Source organism: Nostoc flagelliforme FACHB-838, from assembly GCF_014698065.1.
GTDB classification, from domain to species: domain Bacteria; phylum Cyanobacteriota; class Cyanobacteriia; order Cyanobacteriales; family Nostocaceae; genus Nostoc; species Nostoc flagelliforme_B.
Map to the genome: position 1 here is coordinate 1 of NZ_JACJSI010000092.1, position 24180 is coordinate 24180.

At 40.7% G+C, this 24180-nt stretch carries 27 protein-coding genes and 5 pseudogenes; 23 read left to right on the forward strand and 9 right to left on the reverse strand.

The genetic code is table 11. The annotated features are described in order from the left end of the window. Positions 1-327, reverse strand: a 327-nt coding sequence (locus H6G97_RS28475) for a DUF6444 domain-containing protein (protein ID WP_190943913.1), incomplete at its 3' end; no start/stop codon positions are given. 67 nt (positions 328-394) lie between these two features. Beyond that, a pseudogene (locus H6G97_RS28480) lies at positions 395-1333 on the reverse strand (IS4 family transposase); the annotation flags it as partial. 121 nt (positions 1334-1454) lie between these two features. Between H6G97_RS28480 and H6G97_RS28485 the strand changes: the two are divergent. The 14 genes and pseudogenes from H6G97_RS28485 to H6G97_RS28550 all read left to right on the forward strand — a co-directional run bounded on the left by H6G97_RS28485 (position 1455) and on the right by H6G97_RS28550 (position 10276). Then, entirely contained in the window at positions 1455-1664 is a 210-nt protein-coding gene (locus H6G97_RS28485) for a hypothetical protein (protein WP_242055343.1), read from the forward strand. Positions 1665-1730: 66 nt separating this feature from the next. Continuing rightward, positions 1731-2000 (forward strand): hypothetical protein, encoded by a 270-nt coding sequence (locus H6G97_RS28490; protein WP_190943914.1) that lies wholly within the window; start codon positions 1731-1733, stop codon positions 1998-2000. A gap of 168 nt (positions 2001-2168) precedes the next feature. Then, positions 2169-2474: pseudogene (locus tag H6G97_RS28495) on the forward strand (hypothetical protein); the annotation flags it as partial. A gap of 180 nt (positions 2475-2654) precedes the next feature. Next, positions 2655-3413, forward strand: a pseudogene (locus H6G97_RS28500) (hypothetical protein); the annotation flags it as partial. 113 nt (positions 3414-3526) lie between these two features. Continuing rightward, complete coding sequence (locus tag H6G97_RS28505) at positions 3527-3976, forward strand: DUF1257 domain-containing protein (protein WP_190943915.1); 450 nt, start codon at positions 3527-3529, stop codon at positions 3974-3976. Positions 3977-3978: 2 nt separating this feature from the next. Then, complete coding sequence (locus H6G97_RS28510; RefSeq protein ID WP_190943916.1) at positions 3979-4191, forward strand: DUF2997 domain-containing protein; 213 nt, start codon at positions 3979-3981, stop codon at positions 4189-4191. 111 nt (positions 4192-4302) lie between these two features. Further along, positions 4303-4491 carry a hypothetical protein gene (locus H6G97_RS28515; RefSeq protein WP_242055346.1) on the forward strand — a complete coding sequence of 63 codons (189 nt, stop codon included), beginning with the start codon at positions 4303-4305 and terminating at the stop codon, positions 4489-4491. Next, a complete protein-coding gene (locus tag H6G97_RS28520; RefSeq protein ID WP_190943917.1) occupies positions 4491-6113 on the forward strand; it encodes an AAA family ATPase in 1623 nt (540 codons plus the stop codon). Before H6G97_RS28515 ends, H6G97_RS28520 begins: the two co-directional genes overlap by 1 nt. Positions 6114-6631: 518 nt before the next feature. Beyond that, entirely contained in the window at positions 6632-6844 is a 213-nt protein-coding gene (locus H6G97_RS28525; protein WP_190943918.1) for a hypothetical protein, read from the forward strand. Positions 6845-6892: 48 nt separating this feature from the next. Next, a complete protein-coding gene (locus H6G97_RS28530; protein WP_190943919.1) occupies positions 6893-7330 on the forward strand; it encodes a nitrogen fixation protein in 438 nt (145 codons plus the stop codon). Positions 7331-7374: 44 nt separating this feature from the next. Then, positions 7375-7605 carry a hypothetical protein gene (locus tag H6G97_RS28535; RefSeq protein WP_190943920.1) on the forward strand — a complete coding sequence of 77 codons (231 nt, stop codon included), beginning with the start codon at positions 7375-7377 and terminating at the stop codon, positions 7603-7605. A 51-nt stretch (positions 7606-7656) separates the two neighbouring features. Continuing rightward, positions 7657-7824, forward strand: a complete 168-nt coding sequence (locus H6G97_RS51435) for a hypothetical protein (protein WP_199349723.1) — start codon at positions 7657-7659, stop codon at positions 7822-7824. 164 nt (positions 7825-7988) lie between these two features. Continuing rightward, positions 7989-9149 carry a phosphotransferase family protein gene (locus H6G97_RS28545; protein ID WP_190943921.1) on the forward strand — a complete coding sequence of 387 codons (1161 nt, stop codon included), beginning with the start codon at positions 7989-7991 and terminating at the stop codon, positions 9147-9149. A 26-nt stretch (positions 9150-9175) separates the two neighbouring features. Continuing rightward, on the forward strand, positions 9176-10276 hold the full coding sequence (locus H6G97_RS28550; RefSeq protein ID WP_190943922.1) for a T3SS effector HopA1 family protein: 1101 nt from the start codon (positions 9176-9178) through the stop codon (positions 10274-10276). A gap of 142 nt (positions 10277-10418) precedes the next feature. Here H6G97_RS28550 and H6G97_RS28555 read toward each other — a convergent pair whose 3' ends face one another. Further along, positions 10419-10604 (reverse strand): hypothetical protein, encoded by a 186-nt coding sequence (locus tag H6G97_RS28555; RefSeq protein WP_190943923.1) that lies wholly within the window; start codon positions 10602-10604, stop codon positions 10419-10421. Positions 10605-10902: 298 nt separating this feature from the next. On the opposite strand from H6G97_RS28555, the gene H6G97_RS54895 reads away from it, so the two are divergent. Together H6G97_RS54895 and H6G97_RS28560 are read left to right on the forward strand one after the other, a co-directional pair. Continuing rightward, positions 10903-11031: a hypothetical protein gene (locus H6G97_RS54895; RefSeq protein ID WP_277883344.1), complete on the forward strand. Its 129-nt coding sequence runs from the start codon at positions 10903-10905 to the stop codon at positions 11029-11031. Positions 11032-11414: 383 nt separating this feature from the next. Then, the gene (locus tag H6G97_RS28560) at positions 11415-11585 is read left to right on the forward strand and encodes a hypothetical protein (protein WP_190943924.1); all 171 of its coding nucleotides are present in this window, start codon (positions 11415-11417) and stop codon (positions 11583-11585) included. Between the two features lie 168 nt (positions 11586-11753). On the opposite strand, the pseudogene H6G97_RS28565 reads toward H6G97_RS28560, so the two are convergent. Beyond that, a pseudogene (locus H6G97_RS28565) lies at positions 11754-11939 on the reverse strand (IS701 family transposase); the annotation flags it as partial. A gap of 740 nt (positions 11940-12679) precedes the next feature. On the opposite strand from H6G97_RS28565, the gene H6G97_RS28570 reads away from it, so the two are divergent. The 3 genes and pseudogenes from H6G97_RS28570 to H6G97_RS28580 all read left to right on the forward strand — a co-directional run bounded on the left by H6G97_RS28570 (position 12680) and on the right by H6G97_RS28580 (position 13970). After that, positions 12680-12883, forward strand: coding sequence for a hypothetical protein (locus tag H6G97_RS28570; RefSeq protein WP_190943925.1), 204 nt, complete (start codon positions 12680-12682; stop codon positions 12881-12883). A 147-nt stretch (positions 12884-13030) separates the two neighbouring features. After that, a pseudogene (locus tag H6G97_RS28575) lies at positions 13031-13710 on the forward strand (IS5 family transposase); the annotation flags it as partial. A gap of 86 nt (positions 13711-13796) precedes the next feature. Beyond that, positions 13797-13970 carry a hypothetical protein gene (locus H6G97_RS28580; protein ID WP_190943926.1) on the forward strand — a complete coding sequence of 58 codons (174 nt, stop codon included), beginning with the start codon at positions 13797-13799 and terminating at the stop codon, positions 13968-13970. 6 nt (positions 13971-13976) lie between these two features. Here H6G97_RS28580 and H6G97_RS28585 read toward each other — a convergent pair whose 3' ends face one another. Further along, complete coding sequence (locus H6G97_RS28585) at positions 13977-14171, reverse strand: hypothetical protein (RefSeq protein WP_190943927.1); 195 nt, start codon at positions 14169-14171, stop codon at positions 13977-13979. 291 nt (positions 14172-14462) lie between these two features. Between H6G97_RS28585 and H6G97_RS28590 the strand changes: the two genes are divergently transcribed. After that, positions 14463-14687: a hypothetical protein gene (locus H6G97_RS28590; RefSeq protein ID WP_190943928.1), complete on the forward strand. Its 225-nt coding sequence runs from the start codon at positions 14463-14465 to the stop codon at positions 14685-14687. 192 nt (positions 14688-14879) lie between these two features. Here H6G97_RS28590 and H6G97_RS28595 read toward each other — a convergent pair whose 3' ends face one another. The 4 genes from H6G97_RS28595 to H6G97_RS28610 all read right to left on the reverse strand — a co-directional run bounded on the left by H6G97_RS28595 (position 14880) and on the right by H6G97_RS28610 (position 20716). Then, a complete protein-coding gene (locus H6G97_RS28595) occupies positions 14880-15635 on the reverse strand; it encodes a peptidylprolyl isomerase (protein WP_190943929.1) in 756 nt (251 codons plus the stop codon). Positions 15636-15761: 126 nt separating this feature from the next. Next, positions 15762-17285: a beta-barrel domain-containing protein gene (locus tag H6G97_RS28600; RefSeq protein WP_190943930.1), complete on the reverse strand. Its 1524-nt coding sequence runs from the start codon at positions 17283-17285 to the stop codon at positions 15762-15764. A gap of 79 nt (positions 17286-17364) precedes the next feature. Next, positions 17365-20097 carry a peptidase domain-containing ABC transporter gene (locus H6G97_RS28605; protein WP_190943931.1) on the reverse strand — a complete coding sequence of 911 codons (2733 nt, stop codon included), beginning with the start codon at positions 20095-20097 and terminating at the stop codon, positions 17365-17367. Next, positions 19991-20716, reverse strand: a complete 726-nt coding sequence (locus H6G97_RS28610; protein ID WP_338421858.1) for a helix-turn-helix domain-containing protein — start codon at positions 20714-20716, stop codon at positions 19991-19993. The genes H6G97_RS28605 and H6G97_RS28610 overlap by 107 nt, the downstream gene beginning before the upstream one ends. Positions 20717-21419: 703 nt before the next feature. Here H6G97_RS28610 and H6G97_RS28615 point away from each other — a divergent pair. From H6G97_RS28615 to H6G97_RS28625, 3 genes are all read left to right on the forward strand, one after another. Continuing rightward, positions 21420-22073, forward strand: coding sequence for a sigma-70 family RNA polymerase sigma factor (locus tag H6G97_RS28615; RefSeq protein WP_190943932.1), 654 nt, complete (start codon positions 21420-21422; stop codon positions 22071-22073). A 49-nt stretch (positions 22074-22122) separates the two neighbouring features. Beyond that, the gene (locus H6G97_RS28620; RefSeq protein ID WP_190943933.1) at positions 22123-23040 is read left to right on the forward strand and encodes a DUF1822 family protein; all 918 of its coding nucleotides are present in this window, start codon (positions 22123-22125) and stop codon (positions 23038-23040) included. Between the two features lie 24 nt (positions 23041-23064). Beyond that, positions 23065-24180: CHAT domain-containing protein (locus tag H6G97_RS28625; protein WP_190943934.1), on the forward strand; the 1116-nt coding region annotated here is incomplete at its 3' end.

The following is a 24180-nucleotide window of genomic DNA, read 5'->3' on the forward strand; positions in this document are numbered from 1 at the left end:
TATCTCCGCACACTCTGATTCGGAGTAGAGAAATTTTTCCCATCTTTGATGTCCTGGCTGTCCCCCTCGCTTTTTACCACTCTTCTTCTTTCCTGGATGCTTTTCGGCATTGGGTGGATCTAATGAGGGCGGAGATGATGAATTTTTTGAGGTGCGATTAATTTTTTCTAAAAGCTCTTGCTGCTGGGCTTTTAAGTCAGTTAACTCTTTTTCCGATTGCTTGATGTGCTGCCCCATTTTCTCCACCAGTTCTTTGACAATGGCTGGAGTCTTTTCCCAATCTAAGTCGGAAATTTCGATTCCGTAGGCGAGGCAGTTTTCATTCATGCCTCTTAATCTACCATTTACGTGTACTTATTTTTTACAGTAGCAGGATAACTCCTGTGAACGTTTACTTCAATTCATCAATTGTATTTTCTACTTCCCAACGCTGATGATACTCTCTGGCTAACAACTCGGCAGGAAATTTTTCAATATCTAATAGGCTTGTAATCAAGCGATATGTAAGTTGTTCAGTAGGGTTTTCTGGATGTTCAATTGTGTATTCAATCACTCGTAGCAGTATTGGTTGACAACCTTTTTTTCTAAGCTTGCCCGATGGATAAATATATGACAGGTAAGAGCCGTCTTCTAAAGGTTGTTCTGCAAGAAATTTCACATTAGCAGGAATTCTTCCTAAATAGTCACATCCCTTAGACACTGTTGTCTTTACCATTGCATATGAATGCAATCCCCTATCCCACATCAATAACATTCCTGATTGTACAGAGCGTAATAATTTCAATGCCCGCACTCGTTCTCCGATGCGATATGGACACATTAAAGCATCAAAGATTAAATGCGTTCCTGCTTCTACTAATATGACTAATCTAACTTTGGGAAATGCTGCTTGTGTACCTGGACGACTACTGGGGCGACCAAAAACTCTTGCATTTTCATCGCTGTCTGGGACATCGAAACAAGTACCATCAATGACTACAATTCTTAGCCCATTAAGAAACGCTCCTAATGTCTCCTGTGTCGCCATTGGTCGTATTAACTGATGAAATAATTGGCTCATTACCCTTGCACCTAATCGCTGTCGGGCTTGTGTAATGGCTGACTTACAAGGTACTCGCCAATATTTACCAACCTTAACCCATGATTCACTTAGTCCATCAATCAAGTTTTTCAGTACATCACGCATCGAGTCTTTAGACCAAAGACTCATTGCTATTACCAGACTAACCACTAATTGTGCTGGTAACGATCGCCTGCGTTCCTCTTCGGTTTTGGTATTAGCGATCGCCTGTTCGATGGCAAAAGCTGGAATCGCTGTCTCGATTGCTTTCAGTACGTCACTACTTTGTATATCTGGAGACACCAATAAGAAATCTTTGAGATGCACCACACGCTCATTTTCATTCTTGGGACAATGCTTAATTTACACGATTTTCAGCCTTAACTGAACCGTATTGCAATCTGACGGGGTTCTACCGTGGCTTTTAGCAAATGGCTGGAACTACGACGATGAATCTTGTTTGATTGCAAATATTGTTGATGAGTCTACAAGTATTGATGAAGTTTGGGACTCCAAAGAGTTTGATTTTAATGCTCTGTCAGATGAATCAAAGGAAAAATTAAATCAGATTATCTGTGAAAAACTCTCCAGTCAAACTGATTAAATCTGACTGGAGAGAAAAATCGATTCCACAAAAGATTATCACACACTCTACTTCAATAGTAATCAGATGGAATTAAATTTGATTAAAGTCTACGACTCAACGCTTTTAAGCTCCTCAAAAGTTTACCAAATCGACGGTACGCTTTCTCGATACTTGGGTGATGAAGGTACTATCCAACATCCACAGTATCTATTTGTACCTCTGCCAAATCAAAGAAAAAAAGCCAGCTTTCGGCTAAACCGAAACAAACTCATGACTCGATGTTATGAAGTCGAAGGTATGGTCTATGAGAAGCCTACGGTACAGGATAATTCACAGCAACTTCAGCTATTTTAAGCCATGTCAATACATAAACCACCAGTCATTAAAAGACATATCCGACTACAAAATGGCTCTACAAAAGTAATCTGTAGAGCTACTACAGACATTCGCTCTCTTGAGAAATCACCACAAAGAAAGCTTCGCTTAATCGAAAGTGAAAAATAATGATTGAGGTCAATAATAATGGTACAAGCAATCGACAACACTATTGCTGCGAATTTCCTGACTGATGCAGTAGTCGAGCGCCACAATTTCTCACAGTTAAATAAAACTCGCATTCGCTTCCGTATTCAACTAAAGAAAAGTACAAAGTCTGCCGCTCCTAAATGGGCAGATGTGCTAAAAGCTGAAGTTTCTGAAATTGAATCAGACCTCGTTAAAGTTACAAATTCTGAAGTTGGTTTGCGTGGTATTAAGGTATTCAAGAAGTTGGATGAAGCTGCTGCCCAATTGCGTCAAGAGATTGCTTCAGTTCAAGAATGGATGTCGTAGCAATTCGCAATTCGCAGTTCGCAATTCGCAATTATGGAAGTAATTAATAATTGATTCATTTAGGCGCAGAGCAATTAATTTCAGTTATGAAAAAACAAGTAGTATCAATATTCAGAGCAAGCGCATTCATGCTTAAGGTATTAATTGCGAATTGCGAATTGCGAATTGCGAATTGGAAATGATTGGATTTGTCCAATTGATTTAGCTCCACTCGTTTGGAATCAGTTAATCAATATCAGAGATAATATCGCCCCTGGACTGCGTAATCAATTAAAAGCTGATTACGAAGCGGGACTTCTTGATTATCAAGAGCGCATTGACCAGTTCCTCTCACTTAATACTTGGGAATTAGCACAGGATAAGCAAGAGTCAGTCAAAGCCAACTTGTTAAGAGCATTCCCGACTCTGACCGATCTCGAAGACTATTTGCAAGTCGTTATTGGTCGTCCGGTGATTATCCCGGCATTGTCCGAACAACTGAACCAGCAGCAAGCCGAATGTCTTGACCAGATTACCAAGTTCATCCAACAGTATGACCAAAATCTGGAGCAAAGGCTGCGGGAATCTGCCCTAGCTGGTGGTGAACAACTCGCCGCCCAGTTGCTCGAAGAATTGAGTGACTGGAAGCCAGGACGCAAACCAATCCAATTTAAAAAGAAAATGCAACGCCATCTGATGAAGGTTCAGGTACTACTAGCGAATGCTGACCCGGAGGCTGGCAGTAGCTTGGAGGCGATGATGGCGCACTTAGATTCTATCGTTAATGATCCGGCGATTGAGTCAAAGAATATTGGTAGTGAGGGGCGTAGTCAATTGCAACAAAAGATAGATTCTATCCGCACCAAGTTGTTAGATGAACAACGCAATCTGCAATCACTTGCGACTGGTGAGGTGGGCTTATCGAAAGCTACCGTGATGTCATTTAAGTTTAGGTAAAGAAACCAGTCTTGGGCGAGTGTGGATTCGCTCAAGACTAGCATCTTAAACAATAAATGCATATACACCTCAAAAGAATACCGCACTTCTACTACTATAGGAACAAAATTCTCATGTCACATTTCTCAACAGTTAAAACTAAGCTTGCTAACCGTGAATGTCTTATTTTTGCACTTACGGATCTAAACCTATCACCGCAAGTTCACGAAACAGCACAGCCACTAAAAGGATACTACGGTGGCTCTCAAGGACAAAGCGCTGAAATTATCGTATCTGGCCACACCATAAAAGCCCGTGCAGACATCGGATTCAAGTGGAATCAGTCAAGCGGTGTGTACGAGGTAATACACGACAGTTATGAAACAGTTCCGAAGTTAGGGCAAGACTTCTTTAGTAACAAGTTGATGCTGGCTTATGGACAACGGATGGTAAGAGCTAAAGCTGTCGAGTTACAAGAGCAGTTTGGTGAATGCGCGATCGCTGAATCAACTAACGGAAGTGTGCAAACTTTACGGCTGACTTTTGCCGGACATCAAGAAGTTCAACAATATGTAAGGAGATAAACATGGAACGTTCAGTTTTGATTCATTTTGACAATGCTACAGGTGAAGTTCGAGTGGAGGCAAAGGGGTTCGAGGGAGTGACTTGTTTATCGGCTACACAACCCTTTGAAGAAGCACTTGGAGTTGTCAGCGAGAGCGATCGCATTTACAAGGACGAAGCCCAAACCCAACAACTTCGGATAACTTCAACCCACTCTATTCGCTTACGGCAGTAAATCAGGGAAAAGGGGAATCGCGACGATTGGGTTCCCCCAAGAAATTTATGTACCTACCTAAAGAGTATCCTTTCATCCACGTTTACGCCCAGCAAAAACCACGCTTTTTCCGTGATCATCAAAGCAAATACTGAAGGACTATGTGTGCTGTTGAATGCCATAGTTACCGCAATTGCCTACCAAGAGAACAACGGTACAGCAGAGGTTTTTGACGGCGATGCCGAAGCCTATGAAGTAGTCGTGAGACTTGTTAATACTCACGATGAACTAGCTCCAGTTCCTTATCAAATTGAAAAATAATGAAACTTTCAAATCTGCTCTCCACACTCGATTCACAAATCCCTATCGCTGCGGTTGATGTCCTATCTCCTGATGAAGCGACGATTATTCAGTGGCTGACTGCTGAAGCTAACAATAAGCTTTCATGTCCAGTGTTCTTCTGGAATCTGGGAGTATCAACCTTGGAGCAATGTTTAATCGCAGCAGATGGGGGATTAGTGTTTAAACCAGTTGCAGAGTATAAAAAACCACAACACGCTGACCCATTATTATATGTGTTTGATTACATTGCGAATTTTAGCGGAAATGGTGTATTTATCCTCGGAGATATTCACTCCTTTCTTGCTAAAAACTCACCCCAATTGAGTTGGGAGATTTTATCCAAAGTTAAAAACCTTTACCACAGGTTAAAACCCACAGATAAACGCATTGTCTTGTTGGGTCAGAACATACAACTACACGAATCCTTAGTCAGATTGATTCCTTATTGTGAAGTTCCTTTACCTAGTATTGACCAAATACTTGAGCATATCACTTCTTATTTGCATGACCTACAAAAGTCTGCTAGAGAGCAAGAATTAACTTTCACTATTACGCTAGAAAATGCTGAATTTGAAACTCTTTCTCGTGCTGCCCTGGGATTAACCCTGGAGGAGATTAGCGACTTCCTTCGGTTAACAGTCAAAGAAAACTTAACTAATGATGGTGCCCTCGTTGACGCTGATTTTATCCCCAAAGCCGTCGAGTACAAAACTCGGCTACTCTCTCAAATGGGTATCGAGTTGGGTAAGCCAGCTACTATTCCTTTTGGCGGTTTGGATCTACTGCGCGAGTGGCTGACTCGGCGGCGGCGACTATTCACACAAGAGGCGCGAAGTCTTAGCTTACCCCAACCCAAAGGTGTGTTGCTGGCTGGCCCACCGGGTACGGGAAAAAGTCACTCAGCTAAAAACATCGCTAATATTCTCAATTTACCACTCCTACAGCTAGACATTGCATCCCTCTTGGGCAGTCTGGTCGGGGAGTCTGAGGGGAATGTCAGACGGGCTTTGAAAACTGCCGAGGCGATCGCACCCTGCGTCCTGTGGATTGACGAAATCGAGAAAGCACTTTCGGGGACTGGTGACACTAGTGGAGTCTCACAGAGGATTCTGGGCAATATCCTTACATTCATGTCTGAATCCCAGTGTGGCGTGTTTGTCGTGGCAACTTGCAATGACCCATCTGCGTTACCAAGTGAACTAAAACGGAAAGGCCGCTTCGATGAAAATTTCTTTGTTGATCTGCCTACAGAACCAGAGCGTGTACAGATTCTAGGGATTCATCTACAACGCTTTGGCATTCACCTGGAATCGGAGTATTTGGAGGCGATCGCAGCTTCGACCGCGAAATTCTCCGGTGCAGAACTGGAAACCCTTGCTTCGGAAGCTGCTCTGCTGGCATTCGATGAGGATAGACCGCAGCAGGTAACACTTGCTGACCTCGAAGCCTGTCGTCAAACCATTACCCCGCTTGCAATTCAGGATGCGGTGGCGGTTTCTCGGATGAGGGAATGGGCATCAACCGCACGACAGGCTAGTAGTCCTGTGGTTGCAGCGAAAACTCAGTCTTTGCGTGCTGCTAAGTTTCGGAATGTGAACTGATGAGAAAGCGATTGCCTCCTGATTCTATGGGGGCGATCGCTCTTTTAGGTTCGTGTTTCAGCCTACTTTCTTTCCTTAACCGAACAGTATTGCACTCGCTCGTGCCAATGCCAAGCTCAAGCTTTGTTTTATCAGATTGATGCTCAAAAGACTAGCTGCCAGCTAAAAAAGATATCAAATGGGTTCTATAAGCCATTCCCTTGTTGGAAAAACATGGCATCCACACTCTGGAAGATTTTCCAGACATAAATGTTTCAGTTATTTATTGAAATTTAGTTAGATGTTCTATGGTGTAGATGCTTGAGTAAACGCAGCATGGTACGCAGGGATTATAACTAAACTTTGTTAATAATTTCTTTGAAAAATTGTCATATTTTGGGGACAAAAAACCTTTAGTTATGACCTAATTAAAAAATTCAAAAACAGAGGGAATAACTTTCCTATTGCTTAGAATGTTAACAGCAGATTAAGCAATTATGCTGCTTAGTTTTAAATCATAACCCCTATGACAAATTAAAATGGACAGAAACCAAAGTAATTACAAAGGTCAAGTTGGAATTAATGACTTGATTGGTGATGTCGTGAACAATGCGGTGGCACGACGGAACCACTTTATAGATTCTCAAGATGCTTTGCCAGCTTTGTCTGATGAGGAAACAGAAAGCATTGCAGGTGATTTTAATCTGCTTATTTATGTTGGTGGCCTTTTAGGGTTAATTTCAAATGCTTAGTTGTCAGCCCTCAAATGCAAAAGATGCCCTTTGCTGGAGGCTCAATTGATGGAAGACATTGCTGCTAATAAAACTACGCTTTGTCCCAGTGCTAAACCAGAGTGGAAGGATAGTATTGTTTTCGGTTTAATTAGTGGAACGGTAACAGAACCCCGTGTAGCTTATCTAAAGCAGGCATTACCTGTCACAGATGAGCTGATGGCAAAGGCTAGCCCAGTTACACCCACTGAAATCTTTCGTACAGCTGCACCCTGCGCGACTAAAGGTTGTCAGCATTTTGATGGCAAAGATTGTCGTCTGGCACAGCGAATCGTAGACCAGTTGCCTGCGGTAGTAGAGGAACTGCCACCCTGTTCCATCCGGCGAGATTGTCGGTGGTGGCTGCAAGAAGGCAAAGCAGCTTGTATGCGTTGTCCGCAAACGATCACTGATAACTACAACCCGTCTGAACTAATGCGTGCAGTGGCGACACCAAGTGCTAGTTAAGCAGCGTTACCAAATGTCCTTAAGAGTTATGAAAGGAGAGGATTATGTCTGTGGATATCAATCAAAGAAAGTTCAACAGTCAAATTGAAATTACTGACTTGATTTCAGGAGGCGTGCAAAATGCATTTGCACGACGAAACCAAGTTTCAAATGCAAAAGAGCCTCTATTGGCATTTTCTGAGGAAGAAGCAAAAGGTATCATCGGTGGTCAAGTAGCAAAGCTTGATTTTACAACCTGTGGAATGGTTTCGTGCGATCCATCTGTTCTCAGCTAATTGCTGACTTAAAAGCAAAGTGAGAGAGGGTAGGAGTTCAGCCTGGGAATATTGATTATTTACGGCCTCTATGAGTGGTTGTTGCGGGGAGGAATGCTTGGTTTTTTGGCAGGGATGCACTGCTGGGCTGTTTTGTCTGCTTTGGGCATTGAAGCAGATGCTGCGAACAAAGTTTACCCCTCACTGCCTACTTCAGCCTATACACGAGGCAATATTTGAGATCATTCTGAATAATCATTGAAGAAACAGAGGAATTATGGTTCAATCTGGGGGCTGGTATGAGCAAAGGAACCAACATTTATGGGGTTTCTAGAATACTTGCGAAATTGCTGAACTTTGTAGTGGTGGTTCAAGTTAAAAACATGTTGTTACCTTCATAGCTTATGACATTTCTATTAAACTCTCATAATGTTTTTGATTATTTAGCTGATAATGATTTATGTAATCAGTCAGAGCAACCTCTTAATAAGGTAGAGCTAGTTGCAGCCAAAAACTTTAACTTATTAGTATCTTTTGCAGATGGTTGCAAAATTCTGGTTAAGCAGGAACGACACAATAACGAAGGTGAAGCGGCTGGTGAATTTTTAAGTGAGTGGCGAATTCAAGAGTTTTTACAAAGATTTCCAAACCTTGGCAACTACTGTTCATTTTTACCAGAAGTACTGCATTTTGATGCCGAGAATTCTATTATTGTTTTCAGATATCTAGATGATTATCGAGATTTAATGGATTTCTACACCAAGGATAATAGCTTCCCTACAGAAATCGCTACCGCAATTGGTAATATTTTAGGGACTATCCATCGTGATACTTACAACCGCCAAGAATATCAAGAATTCTTTTCTAAAAATTCAGATAATTTAATGGCTGGTCAAGTATCACATTTAGTTCGGAGATTAGAACGGATTGAACCAGAAATTTTTGGTCTAATTCCTGGGGATGGGTTAAAGTTTTTTGCTCTATATCAACGTTATGATAGCTTGGGGCAGGCGATCGCTGAGTTGGGCAATGCTGTAACGCCCTCTTGTTTCACCCACAATGATTTGAAACTAAATAATATTCTTCTGTACAAAGATTGGCAGGATTCCAGTAACAATATTGTCCGGCTAATTGATTGGGAACGCTCGTCTTGGGGAGATCCAGCTTTTGATTTGGCAACACTTATTGGCAGCTATGTACAAATCTGGCTAGGGAGCTTGGTTATCAGTAATTCTTTAAGTATTGAAGAGTCTCTACGTTTGGCAATAACACCTTTAGAACTACTTCAACCTTCAATTGGTACGTTAACCCAAGCTTATTTAAACACTTTTCCAGATATTCTAGAACATCGCCCTGATTTCTTGCAGCGGGTGGTACAATTTATCGGTTTTGCTTTGATTCAACAGATTCAGGCGATGATCCAGTACCAAAAATCCTTTGGCAATATGGGAATTGCTATGCTTCAGGTTGCTAAGACCTTATTAAGCCGTCCTGTACAATCGATGCCAACAATTTTTGGTGTTGCTGCTGTTGAATTAACTCACCTGAGTAGTTCTGCTGTTTAAATTATTTTGTTATTACTAAAGTAGTTATGCAATTATTAAATTCTCCTCAAACTCACCTAGAGACTGGTTTAACTGGGCAATTACTGGATGTTCTGCAAGATATTGTTCAAAAAATTGAGATAAAATCTGATTTCTCCATTCACCATCCAGATTACAAACCTTTGGAATTACCATCTGAGGCAGTTGAACGTTTTCAAAAGATGCCAACCCAGATGCAACAGAAATATCTGAGTCTGCAATTGCGGACTTTTCTTTACGGTATCTATTACAACGGTTCTATGCAAAGTACGTTGGCACTAGATGGGGAGGGAAATGGTTTGCGCTTAGATTTGGAGAATAATACTGTTTTAGGGGTAGATGTAGGGTTTTATAAGCAATTACATGAAAGTAATTTTGGAGAAGGCTACTTTGACTCTGGTTGGTCTGTTTTGAGAGAAGAAAGTGATGGTAGTTTAGCCGTAACTAAAGGCGGTTTGAGGCTACATATTCAACGGAATAAGCATCTTCAACCTACTGAAGTAGCAGTAGTGGTAGGTGATTTTGCCGCTATTCGGATGCCAAAGAATCGAGTACAAAATGGATTTTACATGGCCGTTGGCAATGCAGGCTTCGATCGTATTGAAGATGTGAAAACTCAGCCTGTAACTGTACGAATTTATATCAATGTAACCCCTGAAGGTGCTGTGGTGGTGATGGGGAGTTTAACACAAGCACTGAATGAGTTGGCAATTCCTTTCAGTTTTAAGGTTTTGTATAACCCCAAAGAATACCAACGCTACGATTCAGGGGTGCTTTACTTTGACAAGAGAGACTATGAAGTTGTTAGGCAAGTATTAAAAACTGTTTATCAAGAACACCAATTGCATTTTAAGTTAGAAATCCCTTTATTTACCAAACAACTAGCACTAGGATTGGGGTTGGCAGAAGAACCAGACCAAAAATTTGCTGTTCAAGAAAGTTTTGGCATGAATCGCTGTCAGATTGTAGCAAATGGGTTGTTAACAGCTTGGTATCAAGAAGATAACTCAATTGAGGGACGGATGCAGGCTATCTGTAAACAATTTTCTTCTTCGGGAATCGAATTACATCGTTCATATCTTAATGCCAATTCAGAAGATATTTATTAGTAGTTCCATTTGTTTAGGGGAATAAACTGATTAGCTAGGTTTAATCAAGGGTTATATTTTTGCTAACTATAGGCAACAAAAACTTATCTTTGGCCTTGCTTAAATAACTAGTCAATCCTTTAGATTGCTTTTTATGACTTTTTCAGCAAGCTCCAAGTAGTTTTCGTCCTTTGATATAAAGTTGCCGCCGCCAAAGGTGAGTATGTTCCACCAAATACTGCCAGTCGCCTATTTGGGGAGATTCAAGTTCTGGTATAAGTAGCCGGACAAGTCCTTCCCTTGTGTGGAGAAATAGTTGAGTGCCTGCACGCATCTGGCGCTTGAGCATGACCATTAGATCGATGGAACGCAGGATTGTTTCTTTGGTATTAGGAGCTGTGATCGCATCACGTAGCTAGTTGAGTTTTGCTTCTTGTTCTAGAGTAATGTTATTAAAGTTGTGCTGCTTCTGAATTAGATGATATCGGTGTGGTCATGTTACTTCATAACTAGGAATCAGTTTGGTAAATACAATATGAGTATATCAGACTCATCAAATTGACATAATTGATGCAATGTCTACGACGGGCTTTGCCTACGCATTTTTAGCAATGCAACCATTTAATATCTGTTGAGCAGACTAGAGTTTGGATGCCAACGCAGAGTGTTTGCCAGTCTCAGAGATTGACGAGAGAGCAGATGCAAGAGCGGCTGTGGAAAGCGATCGCGCACTTTGTGGCACATTTCACTTGAGTGAGACAGATTCTAACGAATAGCATGGGGTTTGCTGCTGCTGCCAGAATGAAATAGTTCTAAATTTTTATCGTTCAGTCTAAGAGGATTCTTGGGCTGATTTTTTATTAGTTTTTCTAATTTTTAGAAAATAAGTAAGCAGTGAAAAAGGAAAAAGGTCATAAATGTTTTATATATATTATCAGAAATAAGATACTTTATTCAAATAAATATAATATTTTTGTTTTCGGAAAATTAGCGGAGTAAATTGGGAAATTAACTGGCATATAAATACATTGTTTATGGCACATTTTTTAGTAATGTAAACATTGAAATAATAGATTAAATAACAGATTATAGTAGTGGAAGGAGACGATTAAAAGTTTAATTCCAACCAACACAAATTGACTTAGGAGTACATTTCAAAATGGCTAACATTGCAATCTCTGACCTACATACCGTCGGTGCTAACCTATTCCAAGATTCTGAAAGCTTTCTCAATGACATTACAAATGAAGAAATGACCAATTTGTCGGGGGGATTCTTTATCTCATTCCATATAGCCACTGTTGATATTGGTATTTTGATATCCCTATAGCATTCCTGGGGATTATAGCAAGCCTATATGGTTTTTGAGAATCAAGGCTATGTATGTCCATTGGTTTTTTAAACGGATAAACTTCCTCTAAAAAACTTAATTTACTTGTGGCAGTTTTTGTCAATACAAGCCTGCATTCTAATATATTAAAATGCAGGCTTTCTTATTTAGGTTTTCTACTGCTGAGTACCAACTATCTCCTGTCACTAGTCTTGGTTTTACACCCCAATCAATCACCTCAATTAGCATCTCTCAAAAATAATCGTTCTTTGCTTTTCTCTCCTCTTCGTCGTATATTCTGTAATTTATCGGCACTGAATTGTCGTGTATGTCGCTGTAATACACTGTTATGTTGAGTGCCTGGACGCATCTAGCGCTTGAGAGTAACCATTAGGTCGATGGAGCGCAGAATTGTTTCTTTGGTATTAGGAGCTGTGATCGCATCACGTAGCTAGTTGAGTTTTGCTTCTTGTTCTAGAGTAATGTTGAAGTTCTGTCGCTTGGTTTCTAATGTTTCTGGATTAGATGAAATCGGCCTGGTCATGTTACCTCATAACTAGGAACAAGCTTGATAAGTACAATATGAGTATATCAAACTCATAAAGAGATATTGATCAGCCTAGAGTTTGGATAGCAACTTTGTAGAGGCTGTGGAAAGCGATCGCATAGTTTGCAGCACATCTCACCTGGGTCAGACAGATTGTAGCGAATAGCATGGGGTTTGCTGCTACCACCAGAATGAAATAGCCCTAAATTTTTATCGTTCAGTCTAAGAGGATTCTTGGGTTGATTTTTTATTGGTTTTTCTAATTTTTAGAAATTAAGTAAGCAGTGAAAAAGAAAAAAGGTCATAAACATTTTATATATGTAATCAAAAATTAGGTACTTTATCCAAATAAATATAATATTTTATTTTCAGGAAATTAGCAAAGTAAATTTGATAATTAACTAGCATATAAATGCATTATTTATGGCACAGTATTTAATGATGTAAACATTGAAATAATAGGTAAGTAACCTATTCTGATAATGGGAGAAGGCAATTCTAAGTCAAATCCCAACTGAAACAAATTTACTTAAGAGGGAATTCCCTAATGGCTAGCATTGCAATCTCTAACTTACAGTTTGTTGGTGCTGATTTGTTCCTAGATTATGAAAGTTTTTTGAATGATCTGACAGATGAGGATATGAATGTGATTAACGGTGGTATTGGAACTATTAAACCTATTCTCACCGGTAATACATTTATTCTCAGCGTAGTCCTAAGTCCGCAGCTCCCGCCTTTTATCGCTTTTTAGCACATTAACTGATGCTAGCAATCCCGCAAGCGAGATTTAACATAGAATATACCTTATTTTTCTTCAACTTAAGATTTATCTTGGGTTGATTTTTTATTCATTTTGAAATAGGCCAATGAAGAATGCAATTAGAATATAGTTAGATTACCGTTGAAAACGGGATGTCAATGGGACATGCTACCAGGAGACTTTCCACCAAGTTCAACGGTTTACAGCTATTATCGCAAATGGCAAAAATACGGAATTTGGGAAGAATTAAACCATACACTACGTGACAAACTGAGGGAAAAATTAGGTAGGTTAACACAACCAACAGCGTTAGCGAAGCTCGCCGTAGGCATCGCGGCAGATAGTCAGTCGGTAAAAACGACTGAAAAAAGGGGGGTGTATATGGCTTTGACGGTAGAAAGCTAGTTAAGGGAAGAAAAGGGCAAACAATAGTTCATAGCCTGGAACTATTGCTCAAAGTGGTTGTGAGTGAGGGCAATGCTGGTGAAAGAGTGCTTGCAGCGTATGCTTTGATGGAATTGCTGGAGGAACGGCCAGAGTTATTAGAAAAAGTTGAAGTCATCTGGGTTGACTCAGGCTATGACGGTGATAAGTTTGCGCTGGCTGTTTTGTTGATGATTCAAGCTTATGTTGAAGTCATGCGTCGTACTAATAAAGAGTTTGAAGTTTTGCCCAAGCGGTGGGTAGTAAAAAGAACATTTGGCTGGTTTAACCAGTACCATCGTCTGAGTAAGGATTATGAACGTCTGACTGAAATGAGTGAGGCTGCCATATATGCCGTTATGACTCGAATTATGCTACGTCGTCTAGCCGTCTAAAGATTTACTTTATAAATGGTCTCTAAATGGGGTTCTCCGACAAGCTGCTAGATGGATACCAACCTTGAAGTTGAGTTTAGGACTATGTGGAGAGTATCGAGGCAAAAATCAACAATGGCTTCGTTGGTATGACGGTCAGGGAAACTGCATTTTCACCGAAGTACAAAAGGAGCGACGGGAGAAAGAGTTGGCTCAAGAAGCGAGCAGAACGGTTAGCAGAGCGTTTGCGACCGACTGAGATTGACCCAGAACAGATTTAAGAGAAGCTAATGCACTTTGTAGCGGCTATCTTTGCGATCACCTACGGCGGGCGCTCCCGCGCTATCGCGCAGTTTGCAGCACGTCTCACCTGAGTGAGATAAATTGTAGCGGATAGCATGGGGTTTGCTGCTACCACCAGAATGAAATAGCCCTAAATTTTTATCGTTCAGTCTAAGAGGATTCTTGGGCTGATTTTTCATTGTTTTTTATAATTTGTATTAAGGTAAGCAATAAAGAAGGAAAAAGGACATAAATATTTTCTATAAATCATCAAAAATAAGGAGCCTTATCCAAATAACTAGAATATTTTTGTTTCCGGATAAATAGTGCAGGAAATTTGATACAAATCAACATATAATTGCCTTATTTTTGGTACTAAATCTATTGATTTTAACCTTGAAATAATAGATGAAATAACAGATTATGTTAATGGAAAGAGGCAATTCCAAGTCTAATCTCAACTGAAAGAACTTTACTTAGGAGATACTCTAATGACTCGTATTCAAATTACTGACCTTAATCCCTCTGAGCCTGGACTGCTATATGAACTTACTGACGAAGAACTCCTAGATATCAATGGTGGTAGTCTTTTCGGTAGAATAGTTGGAGCTGTAGTGACAGTTGTTGGGATTGGCGTAAGTATTGTCAATCCACCATTGGGTACTGGTTTAATACTGGGAGGTAGCGCAATTTATGAGCTAAACAGAGACGAATAGTGTAATCAGAAATAAGCTACTATTATCATTCTGAAGAATATTGAGCAATCACTTAACCTCAGTCAGCAACGACTGAAGTTAACAATTTTAGTAAGTCAAGCAAATTGAATTACTTGTACCCAAACAAGTAATTCAATTTTATTTCCCAAAATTAGAATTAGCCTGGTCTACAGTATAAGTCAAACTATAGAATTAGGCATTTTGGATACCCGAGTGAAGCTGTATAACAACTTCAAATTGCTCGACTTGTTGTTTGACCCATCCAGCAAACAAATCTGTAATAATTTTAAGGCGTAGCTTAGGCTCCAATTGTGGTTTAATAATTTCCTCAACCAAAATCAGGTGTACTCCTTTAGAGGCTATGATGGGTTTGAGAAGCTGCGGGAGCGTGGCAGCAAAGACATTTGTTGAAATCTCTGGTTTCAACTCCTTGCGCTTGACTATTCCCCGATATCCCCCTTTTCGGCGTAATTCCGTATCTTGGATATATTTGTGAGCAACATCATAAAAACTCATCTCACCTTCTTTGATGGCATAGAAGAGTTCTATCGCCAAGTCTTCATCATCTAGGACAACCTCATACATGATCACAGCAGCATAATCTAGTTGATTTTCAAAAAAATAGGGTTCAACTTTATCTGCAAATAAATGAGTAGCTAACTTCCCAGAAATAACGGTGCTGTAGATAATTTCTTCAAACTCCTCTAGAGATAGACTATGTTTTTCTAGCCACGTCCATGTATCATTAGCACTATTGAGTTTGTTCATTAACCGTAATTGGTCTGCTGCTTTTTGTAATTCTTCAGTCTCTACTTTTATACCCGCCTTGGCTGCGGCATTTGTAATAACTTTGTGAGTAACAGTTCCTTTGATTATCTCAGGAATTTTGCAGGATAGCTTAACTTGGGAAAGAATGTCTTCATTAGTAATAGTGATAGGTTGTGACATGATATTTTTCCTAATTAGGTAAAAGAAATTAAACGTGAAATCTAGCATCTATAGATTTCAGGAGGTTAAGGCTCTCAAGAACGCATTTATACGCTCTGCGTAGGAACAAGAAATACACTGAAATCCCTACAATTTCAACCCACCCTGCTGCAACTGCTTAAACGGATCAAGCAGAAAATCAATAATCCGACGCTGACGCACAATTACCTCAGCCGTCGCCGTATCTCCAGGATGCAGAGCAATACACTTATTAGCCGAGGGAATACAATTTTCTTTTAGGGCAATTTCCAAGTCATATGCTGCTACTTTCCCATTAGGTGTATCCACTTCTATGGTAGTAGGAGAAATCTCTAACAATTCTCCTTCCAATACGCCATAATCCTGAAACGGATAAGCATCAAATTTAAACTTGACTGGCAATCCTCTTCGCAAAAAACCACTCTCAGTTGTCGCCATTTGCGCCCGAATTATTAAAGGTGAACCTTGGGGTGCAATCTCCGCAATCATTGCTCCGGGCTGCACCACAGACCCAGCCCGTTGTATCGGTAATTGAAACACTCTACCATTCACGGTGGCTCTTAACTCTCGTTGTCCTAACTGAAACTTTAATGAGACGATCTGACTCTTAGTTTGAGCAATTTCTGCCTGAAGCGTAGTAATTTCTGTCTCTAAATTCTTCTGTTGTTCGTCGATTTTTAGCAGAGCCAGCTTGCTGGAACGAGTTAAGGTTTGATAACTCCTTTCCTGTTCTTTCAGTCGCAACTGTGCCTGTTCAATATCTGCATTTGCTTGCCGTATAGTCTGCTCATAACTACTTTGTTGTTCTACCAAACGTAGTTTAGCCTGCTGAATATCTGACTGATTTTGTTCATATAACTGTTGCTTATCCTTAGCTATATCTTGTTTCTGGACAACATTAATTTCTGGAACAACCCCTGACTGCCAAAGACTGCGATAGCGTTCAACTTCCCGCTCGGTACTCACCAAGCTACTGTTTACTAACTTATTAGCAGTTTGACTATGCTCAAAAGTTTGTCGTGCCTGATTGACTTGAGCTAATTTTTCGTCTTTTTGTAAGTCGTATGAATTCCTAAGAGCATTCATATTCTGTCGCGCTTGATCAATTTGAGCCTGCTTTTCTAACTGTTGAGATTGATTCTGTTGCTGTTGCGTTGTTAGTGATACAACTAACTGACTTTTAGATGAATTTAATTGAGAAAGTCGATTTAATTGTCCCTCCAACTTATCCTGTGCCTGCCGCAATTCCGCCTTAACTAATTCTGATTCCAATACCAATAAAGTTTGCCCAGCTTTAACTGAATCGCCTTCTTTTACCCGAATTTCGGCAACAGTACCTGCCACAGCCGCATCCAGCCTAACTGTTTTTCCCTTTGGCTCAAGTCGCCCTCTTGCCGTACCAGTTTCATCTACCTTAGATAACATCGCCCAAGGTAAAATGATCGACACGAACACCACTAAAAAATACAGCAATCCCCTTGTCCAAACTTGGGGCAAGCTATCAAGTAAATCTTTGGTCGCGTAAGCCCAATCATCAGTTGATCTAGCTGGTGTTTGCTCACTTAAAACTTCCTCACGTTGTTCTACCTCATAAATTTGGGTTTGAACCCTTCCATTCAATGTGTTTGGCATGGTTTTTCCTGATATCAAATTTGGATTTTGGATTTTAGGGGTGGAAAGACAAGAAAAGCTTCCTACTTTTCCTCTTGTTTCACCCCGCAACATCCAACTGCTGATGATTAAGATAAAAATAATGTCCCCGCTTCGCCATCAATTCTTTGTGAGTACCACTCTCAATCAACACGCCACGATCCAGGACTAAAATCAAATCTGCATGACGCACAGTTGAAAGGCGATGGGCAATTACTAAGGTGGTTCTGCCTTTGAGAATTGTGTTTAAATTCGTCTGAATAATCCTTTCTGACTCTGCATCCAGATGGGAAGTCGCTTCATCCAAAACCAACAGTTTGGGATTGCCTAACAACGCTTTAGCGATCGCAATTCTTTGTCGCTGTCCTCCAGACAACATCCCCCCTCCTTCACCAATTTGGGTTTCATAACCCATAGGTAGCTTTTTAATAAACTCATCAGCACCCGCCAATCGCGCCGCCTCAATAATCTCTGCTAAAGTTGCCCCAGGATGTGCCAAGCTAATATTTTCCCGAATCGTTCCGCCAAACAAAAAGGTATCTTGGTCAACTACTCCAACCTGCTCACGTAGAGAACGCAACGAAAGACTGGTAATATCCTGCCCATCAATCAACACTTTGCCATCTGTAGGCGGATATAACCCCAAAACCAGCTTAGAAATTGTGGTTTTCCCCGAACCACTCCGTCCGACCAAAGCAACCATTTGCCCGCTTTGTATTTCAAAACTGAGATTTTCTAAAATATTGATATCGCCTTCAGGGTGATAACGAAACGTCACGTTGTCAAAGCGAATGTTACCTTGAATCGGTGGTAAAGATTGCCGCGCCTGATGTTGTAAATCCTCTTCTGGTTCCGCATCCAACACATCATTAATCCGTTCCACTGCAATCACTACTTCTTGTAATTGATTCCACAAAACTGTTAATCGTTGGAAGGGTCTAATAATATTTCCCAGCAACAAATTAAATGCTACCAATTGCCCAATGGTTAACTGGTTGTGAATTACTTGGTATGCCCCAAACCATAGCAAGATAGTAGTTACCACTGCTTCAATGGTGTTACTGAATATTTGCAGGCGATTGCTGATAATTTGCCCAGAAAAGTTAGTTTTGACTTCCTTACTTAATAACTCTTCCCAATGCCAACGCACTGTCTGTTCCACTGCTGTGGATTTAACTGTTCGCACACCAGAAAGGACTTCAATCAGATAGCTGCTTTCATTAGCAACAGCATTAAATATTTCTCTAGAAATCTTTTGTAAAAAAGGTGTAGCAATCAATGCCAGCAGGAAAAAAGGCGGTACAATCACCAATACCAACAACGCCATTTTCCAACTGTACCAAAACATCAATCCTAAATAGATAAAGACAGTGACTAAATCCAGCAGGATGGACAACGCCTCACCAGAGAGGAAACGTTGAATTTTGCGGTTTTCCTGTACACGAGAGATAATATCCCCCACATAACGGGACTCAAAGTAACTCAAGGGCAAGCGCAGAGTATGGCGAATAAATCCCACAATCAGTGCTAAATCGAGTTTATTCGCCGTGTGATCTAACAGATATTGCCGCAACCCTGTCATCGCCACACGGAATAAACTAAAAATCAGTAACCCTAACCCCACTGCCGTTAAGGTTAGTTCAGAGCGCTGCACTACCACTCGGTCTAAAATTAACTGGGTAAATAAGGGAGTAACAAGTCCAAATATCTGGATAAATAAGGAAGCAATAAACACTTCCAGCATCACTAAAGAGTGAGGCTTCATCAATTCAAAGAATTGCCAAAAAGGAGTAGAACTCTCTTTGGTATCTTTTAGCATGGCTGTCGGTTGCAGCAGCAGTGTATAGCCAGTCCAGTTGGCTTTAAATTCGGCGTGGCTGAGGCTGCGTTGCCCAATAGCGGGGTCGGCTACAATGACGTGTTTAGGGGTAATTTCGTAGACAGCGATGTAATGTTTGCCTTCCCAGTGAGCGATCGCAGGCAATTTTTGCTTTGCTAATTGGTCAAGACTCGCTTTCACAGGTCGCGTGGAAAACCCAATACTTTCCGCCGCCGCCGATAACCCCCGTAGTGATGAGCCATTGCGGTCAACATTGGCGATATCCCGCAGGCGATTGACACTAAAATTTTTCCCCCAATAGCGAGACACCATCACTAAACAAGCTGCACCACAATCCGATCCACTTTGTTGAGCAAAAAACGGATAGCGCCGAATCACACGCTGTAATAAATGCCCTACTCGCTGTGTGGAGTTGGGAAAATAGGCTTTGCTAATCTTTTTCTCGCGTGGCTTTACTGCTAGCGTTGACAAAATCTTTGTTTCGTACAGCCGTTTGGAGTCAGATGGCAGTACTGAAGGGTTATCTGAGTCCACCTGTTGGGGGTTACGAGATAGCGCCTTAGCCCACAAATGCTCCCGAATTTGGGGATATTTAGCCATCAATGGCCACAACACTTCACCTGGAACAAAGCACAGTTGTAAATTTACCGAGGCTCTGGCGGTATAAGGTTGAAATTGTGCATCTGGGAATAAGGTAAATTCTCCAAATGAGCCTCCCGCCTCTAAAGTAGCGATTAACTCATCGGCGCTAGAGAGCAACCTGACCTTGCCAGTGATCGCAATATAGATTCCTCCTGGTTGGACTTCAGTTCCTTGCCAAAACTTGCCGACTTTCGGGTTGATAAATTTAACTTGTTGAAGACAGTGTTGAAATTCCTCTGGCGAAAGAGAATAACCCAGAGTATTGTTGAACTGTTGCAGAGTTATTAACTGAGCGGATATATCTTGCGCCATGAATGTCTAAAGGTTTTTCTAATTTGGCAAAGTTAATAGGTAAAAATTCGGAATCATCTGGAATAACTGCCGATTTGAGATCACCAATCAAAATTTTGGAACCTTTAGCCTGCTCACTGCTGTTTGCTTCAGAATTGCTGGGTTTTAATATTGTGGATAATCCCATCTGTTTGAGCAGTCGTTTGAGATGGCGATCGCTTACCTCAATCTCAAATTCTTTTGCTAAATGTTTCCCAAGCCAGTTAGCTGTCCATCGTTGAAAAGCATAGCCATGATCGCGGGGACTACTATTAATTAATTCCTTCAAACGCTCTAAATACCGATCATTCGCAGCCTTCGGGCGACCAATGGGGCAATCTTGCCATTGATGCGCCATCCCAGCTCGGGCTATATGTGTCCAATGCCTTACTGTTGCTGCACAACATCCCAAAGTTTGACAAATTTCAGTTTGAGATTTTCCTTCATCAGCTAGCAACATAATTTGGATACGCTGATAATACGATGCAGGTAAATCCTTTCCTAGGCTAGTTTGTAGTAGTTTGCGTTGAAAGGAGGTTAAATATTTACTACTAAATGTACCCGGATTATTACTATTCGTTTTCTCTTGAGGTAACAACACTTTAAACTCCTAACAAGATATTTCATATCACTCTTGGAAAACAAAAATCGAAGCTAAATTTTAAGACTTTGATTTCATCAGGATTTGAGGCTTTGTTTTTTAATAGAAACTAAAATTTATAGACAAAAAGTGGAAACTAAAGCCCCCTAACCGTTTAAGCTATTGGATTTTTCCAAAGTGACAAAAGAGGATTACTTATGCTCCTATTGTGTTATCAATTTAAAAATCAAATTTTTCGTGGGAATTTACATTATTTACAAAACTTTATATTAGTAATGAATGATTTAGGAGACGGGACTGGGATGGCTTGGTGATATGCGCCCTCAGTTCTTCTGGCAGGGTATCAACTACTTTTTTCGCAGAGAGCAAATCTCTGACCCTGCGATCCATATTTCTATTCTGCAACGCCCGGAAAATTTTTTCCGAATTCCGCGAAAAACTTGAAGTTAAGTCTGATAACTAGATAATAAGCTCTACTAATCCAGGTATTAAACATCAAGTTATGGATTCGTTTATTAGAAAACTAAACAGTCAGAGGCATCTCTAGTAGTCTGCCAACCCCAAAATGCGCTTGTGAGAACTGGGAAAAGAGGAAAGGGTAAGGGGGATTTAAACCCTTTCCCCCCCCTTACCCTTTACCCCGCTTTCGTCACGAAAGCGAACTAATAGACTACTTCTGCAAGCATTTACCAGGAGATCCTCTATGAAAAACGTTCACGCGGTAAGTAATCTAAACCAACAACTCAAGCATCTGGTTGCCGAAGCCTGTTCCTATCCAGCAAAGAGTTTGATGCGGCGGCAAAAACTTAGTGAGATAGTTAGAGTTGTGATGAAATCGGGCAAACTATGGAAAGAGAACACAGCTTACTATAATGATGCTCTGCAACAAACTTGGTTATATTTCTGCCGAAACCCAGAGCAGTATAACCCAGAGAGTTGTAGTGTAATCACCTGGCTCGACAATTGTCTCAAGTGGCGACTGCAAGATTTTCGCTCTAGAGAAACCGAAATTCAAGCTAAGACTGTTCCCCTATCTAGCTTGGAAGTTGAAAATACAACTAACACGGTAGAAAGCTTGCCAGCAGCAACCGATATTCCACCAATTTTAGAAGAGACTTACCAATGGGCTTTTACAGATCCAGATAATGACTTAGCCAGTACTCATGTTAAAGGACGACCTGATGTAACTTGCCAAATATTGATTCTGCGACGCCTGCCTCCAGAAACTCCCTGGAAAAACATCGCTAAGGAATTCGACTTACCCCCATCAACTGCACCCAATTTTTATAAACGTGAATGCTTACCACGCTTACGAAATTTTGCTCTCAGGCAAGGGTATCACGAAATTGGGCATTAAGGCAGAGATATCTATTATAGAAGGTTATCTAGAAAGCGGAAGGAGACTTATGATTCATAGCACTAAAAACTTAGAAGAAAAATCCATTCCCGTTGCTATTACCCAAGCAGCGCTAAAAATAGCACGCTTTTTTGCTGATGAACAGGCAACACCAGAAAAGAAAAAGCAGGTATATCTTAATACTTTGGCTGTCTGTGCGGTAAATGATTACATGGAAATGATGAACATTCCCACAGATCCAAGGACCAGCGATAGTTGGAATTGTGCCATGCGTTATTATGCAGATGTAGCAGACCTGAAGTTGAGTGGATTGGGTCACTTAGAATGTCGCCCCGTAAGCTTTGGTAATCTCTGCTATATTCCACCAGAAGTCCCGGATGACAGAATCGGCGTAGTTGTAGTTGAGCTAGACATAGAGCATCAAATTGCAACTCTAATTGGGTTCGCTAAAGCAGTAAAAGCTGGTGAACTTTTGTTTAACGAGTTACAGACTATTGAGGACTTACTTGCATATCTCGATTCACTTGAAAGTAAGGCGATGGAAGTCAATTTGAGCTATTGGTTGCAAAATATAATTGATGCAGGTTGGCAGCCGATATCAGAAATTCTAGCCCCAAAAACACCACAATTAGCTTTTCGTTATCGAAACGGAGTGACGCGAGGTAAGCTGATTGACATGGGGATAGAACTCCCTGGACAATCGCTGGCACTAGTTGTCACACTTACTCCCAAAAATTCGGTAGAAATCCAACTGAAATTGCAAATGTATCCATCGGGTGAGCAAGCCTACTTACCCAATAATCTCATTGTCAAAGTGCTAGATGAGAAAGGAATTACTGTTATGGAAACGCGTGCTGGTCGTGGTAGTACTCATGTAACATTAAAGTTTAATGTTCAAATAGGAGAGCATTTTAGCGTTAACTTGGAATTGGGAGATATTAATATCACTGAGTACTTTGTTATTTAAGCATACACTTGCCGATTGCTAGCCATGCAGAAGTTAGTTGTCTTGAAGCTAGATGGTAATTTAAATGAGGGAGTAAAAGTCACACTGGAGATTGGGGCAGAAGGCGATCGCGCCAGTGTAGAAGTTCAAGGCTATCTGCCATTAAAGCCAGAGATAATTGCAGATTATCAGCTTTGGCGAACAACCTATCGCAGTTTATCAAATTTCCGCATTACACCGGTGAACATTCATGTCGGAACTTCTCTTAATGAGCATCTTAACAAATGCCGCGAGTTAAATGAGAAGTTAAGTGAGCGAATGAATAGTTGGCTTAACTGTAACTCGTTTCGTCCAGTGAAGGAGAAATTACTTAAACAGCTAACGTTAGATGATACAGTCCGCATACTAATCAAAACCAGTGACACTTGGCTGCGTCGTCTTCCGTGGCATTTATGGGATTTTCTTGAGGATTACCAAAAAGCAGAAGTTGCTTTGAGCGCCCCAGAGTATGAATATCTGCCAAAACCAAAGACAACTACTATTGTCGGTCAAGTAAAAATCTTAGCAATTTTAGGTAATAGTGAAGGAATCTTGATTGACAAAGATCGAGAGCTATTGGAGATGTTACCAGATGCAGAAACAACTTTTCTGGTAGAACCACAGCGTAGCCAGTTAAATGAACAACTTTGGAAACAAGACTGGGATATCTTGTTTTTTGCAGGTCATAGTGAAAGCTTGGAGGATGGCAAGAGCGGTAATATCTATATTAATGAAACGGATTGCTTAACAATTGAGCAGCTCAAGTATGCTCTTAAAAAAGCTGTAAGCCAAGGATTGCAGTTAGCTATTTTTAATTCCTGTGATGGTTTAGGACTAGCATCTCAACTGGAAGATTTGCATATTCCACAAATCATCGTCATGCGTGAGCCAGTGCAAGACTTAGTGGCACAAGAATTTTTAAAGAATTTCCTCAGAAAATTTTCTAGTGGCGAGTCTATGTACTTAGCAGTACGAGAAGCAAGGGAAAAGCTACATGGCATTGAAGATCAATATCCTTGTGCAGTTTGCTTACCTATAATTTGTCAAAATCCAGCGGCAGTGCCACCAGCTTGGAAAGATTTCCTAATAAATCCCCAAACAGAAAATGGCAAGCCTCAAATT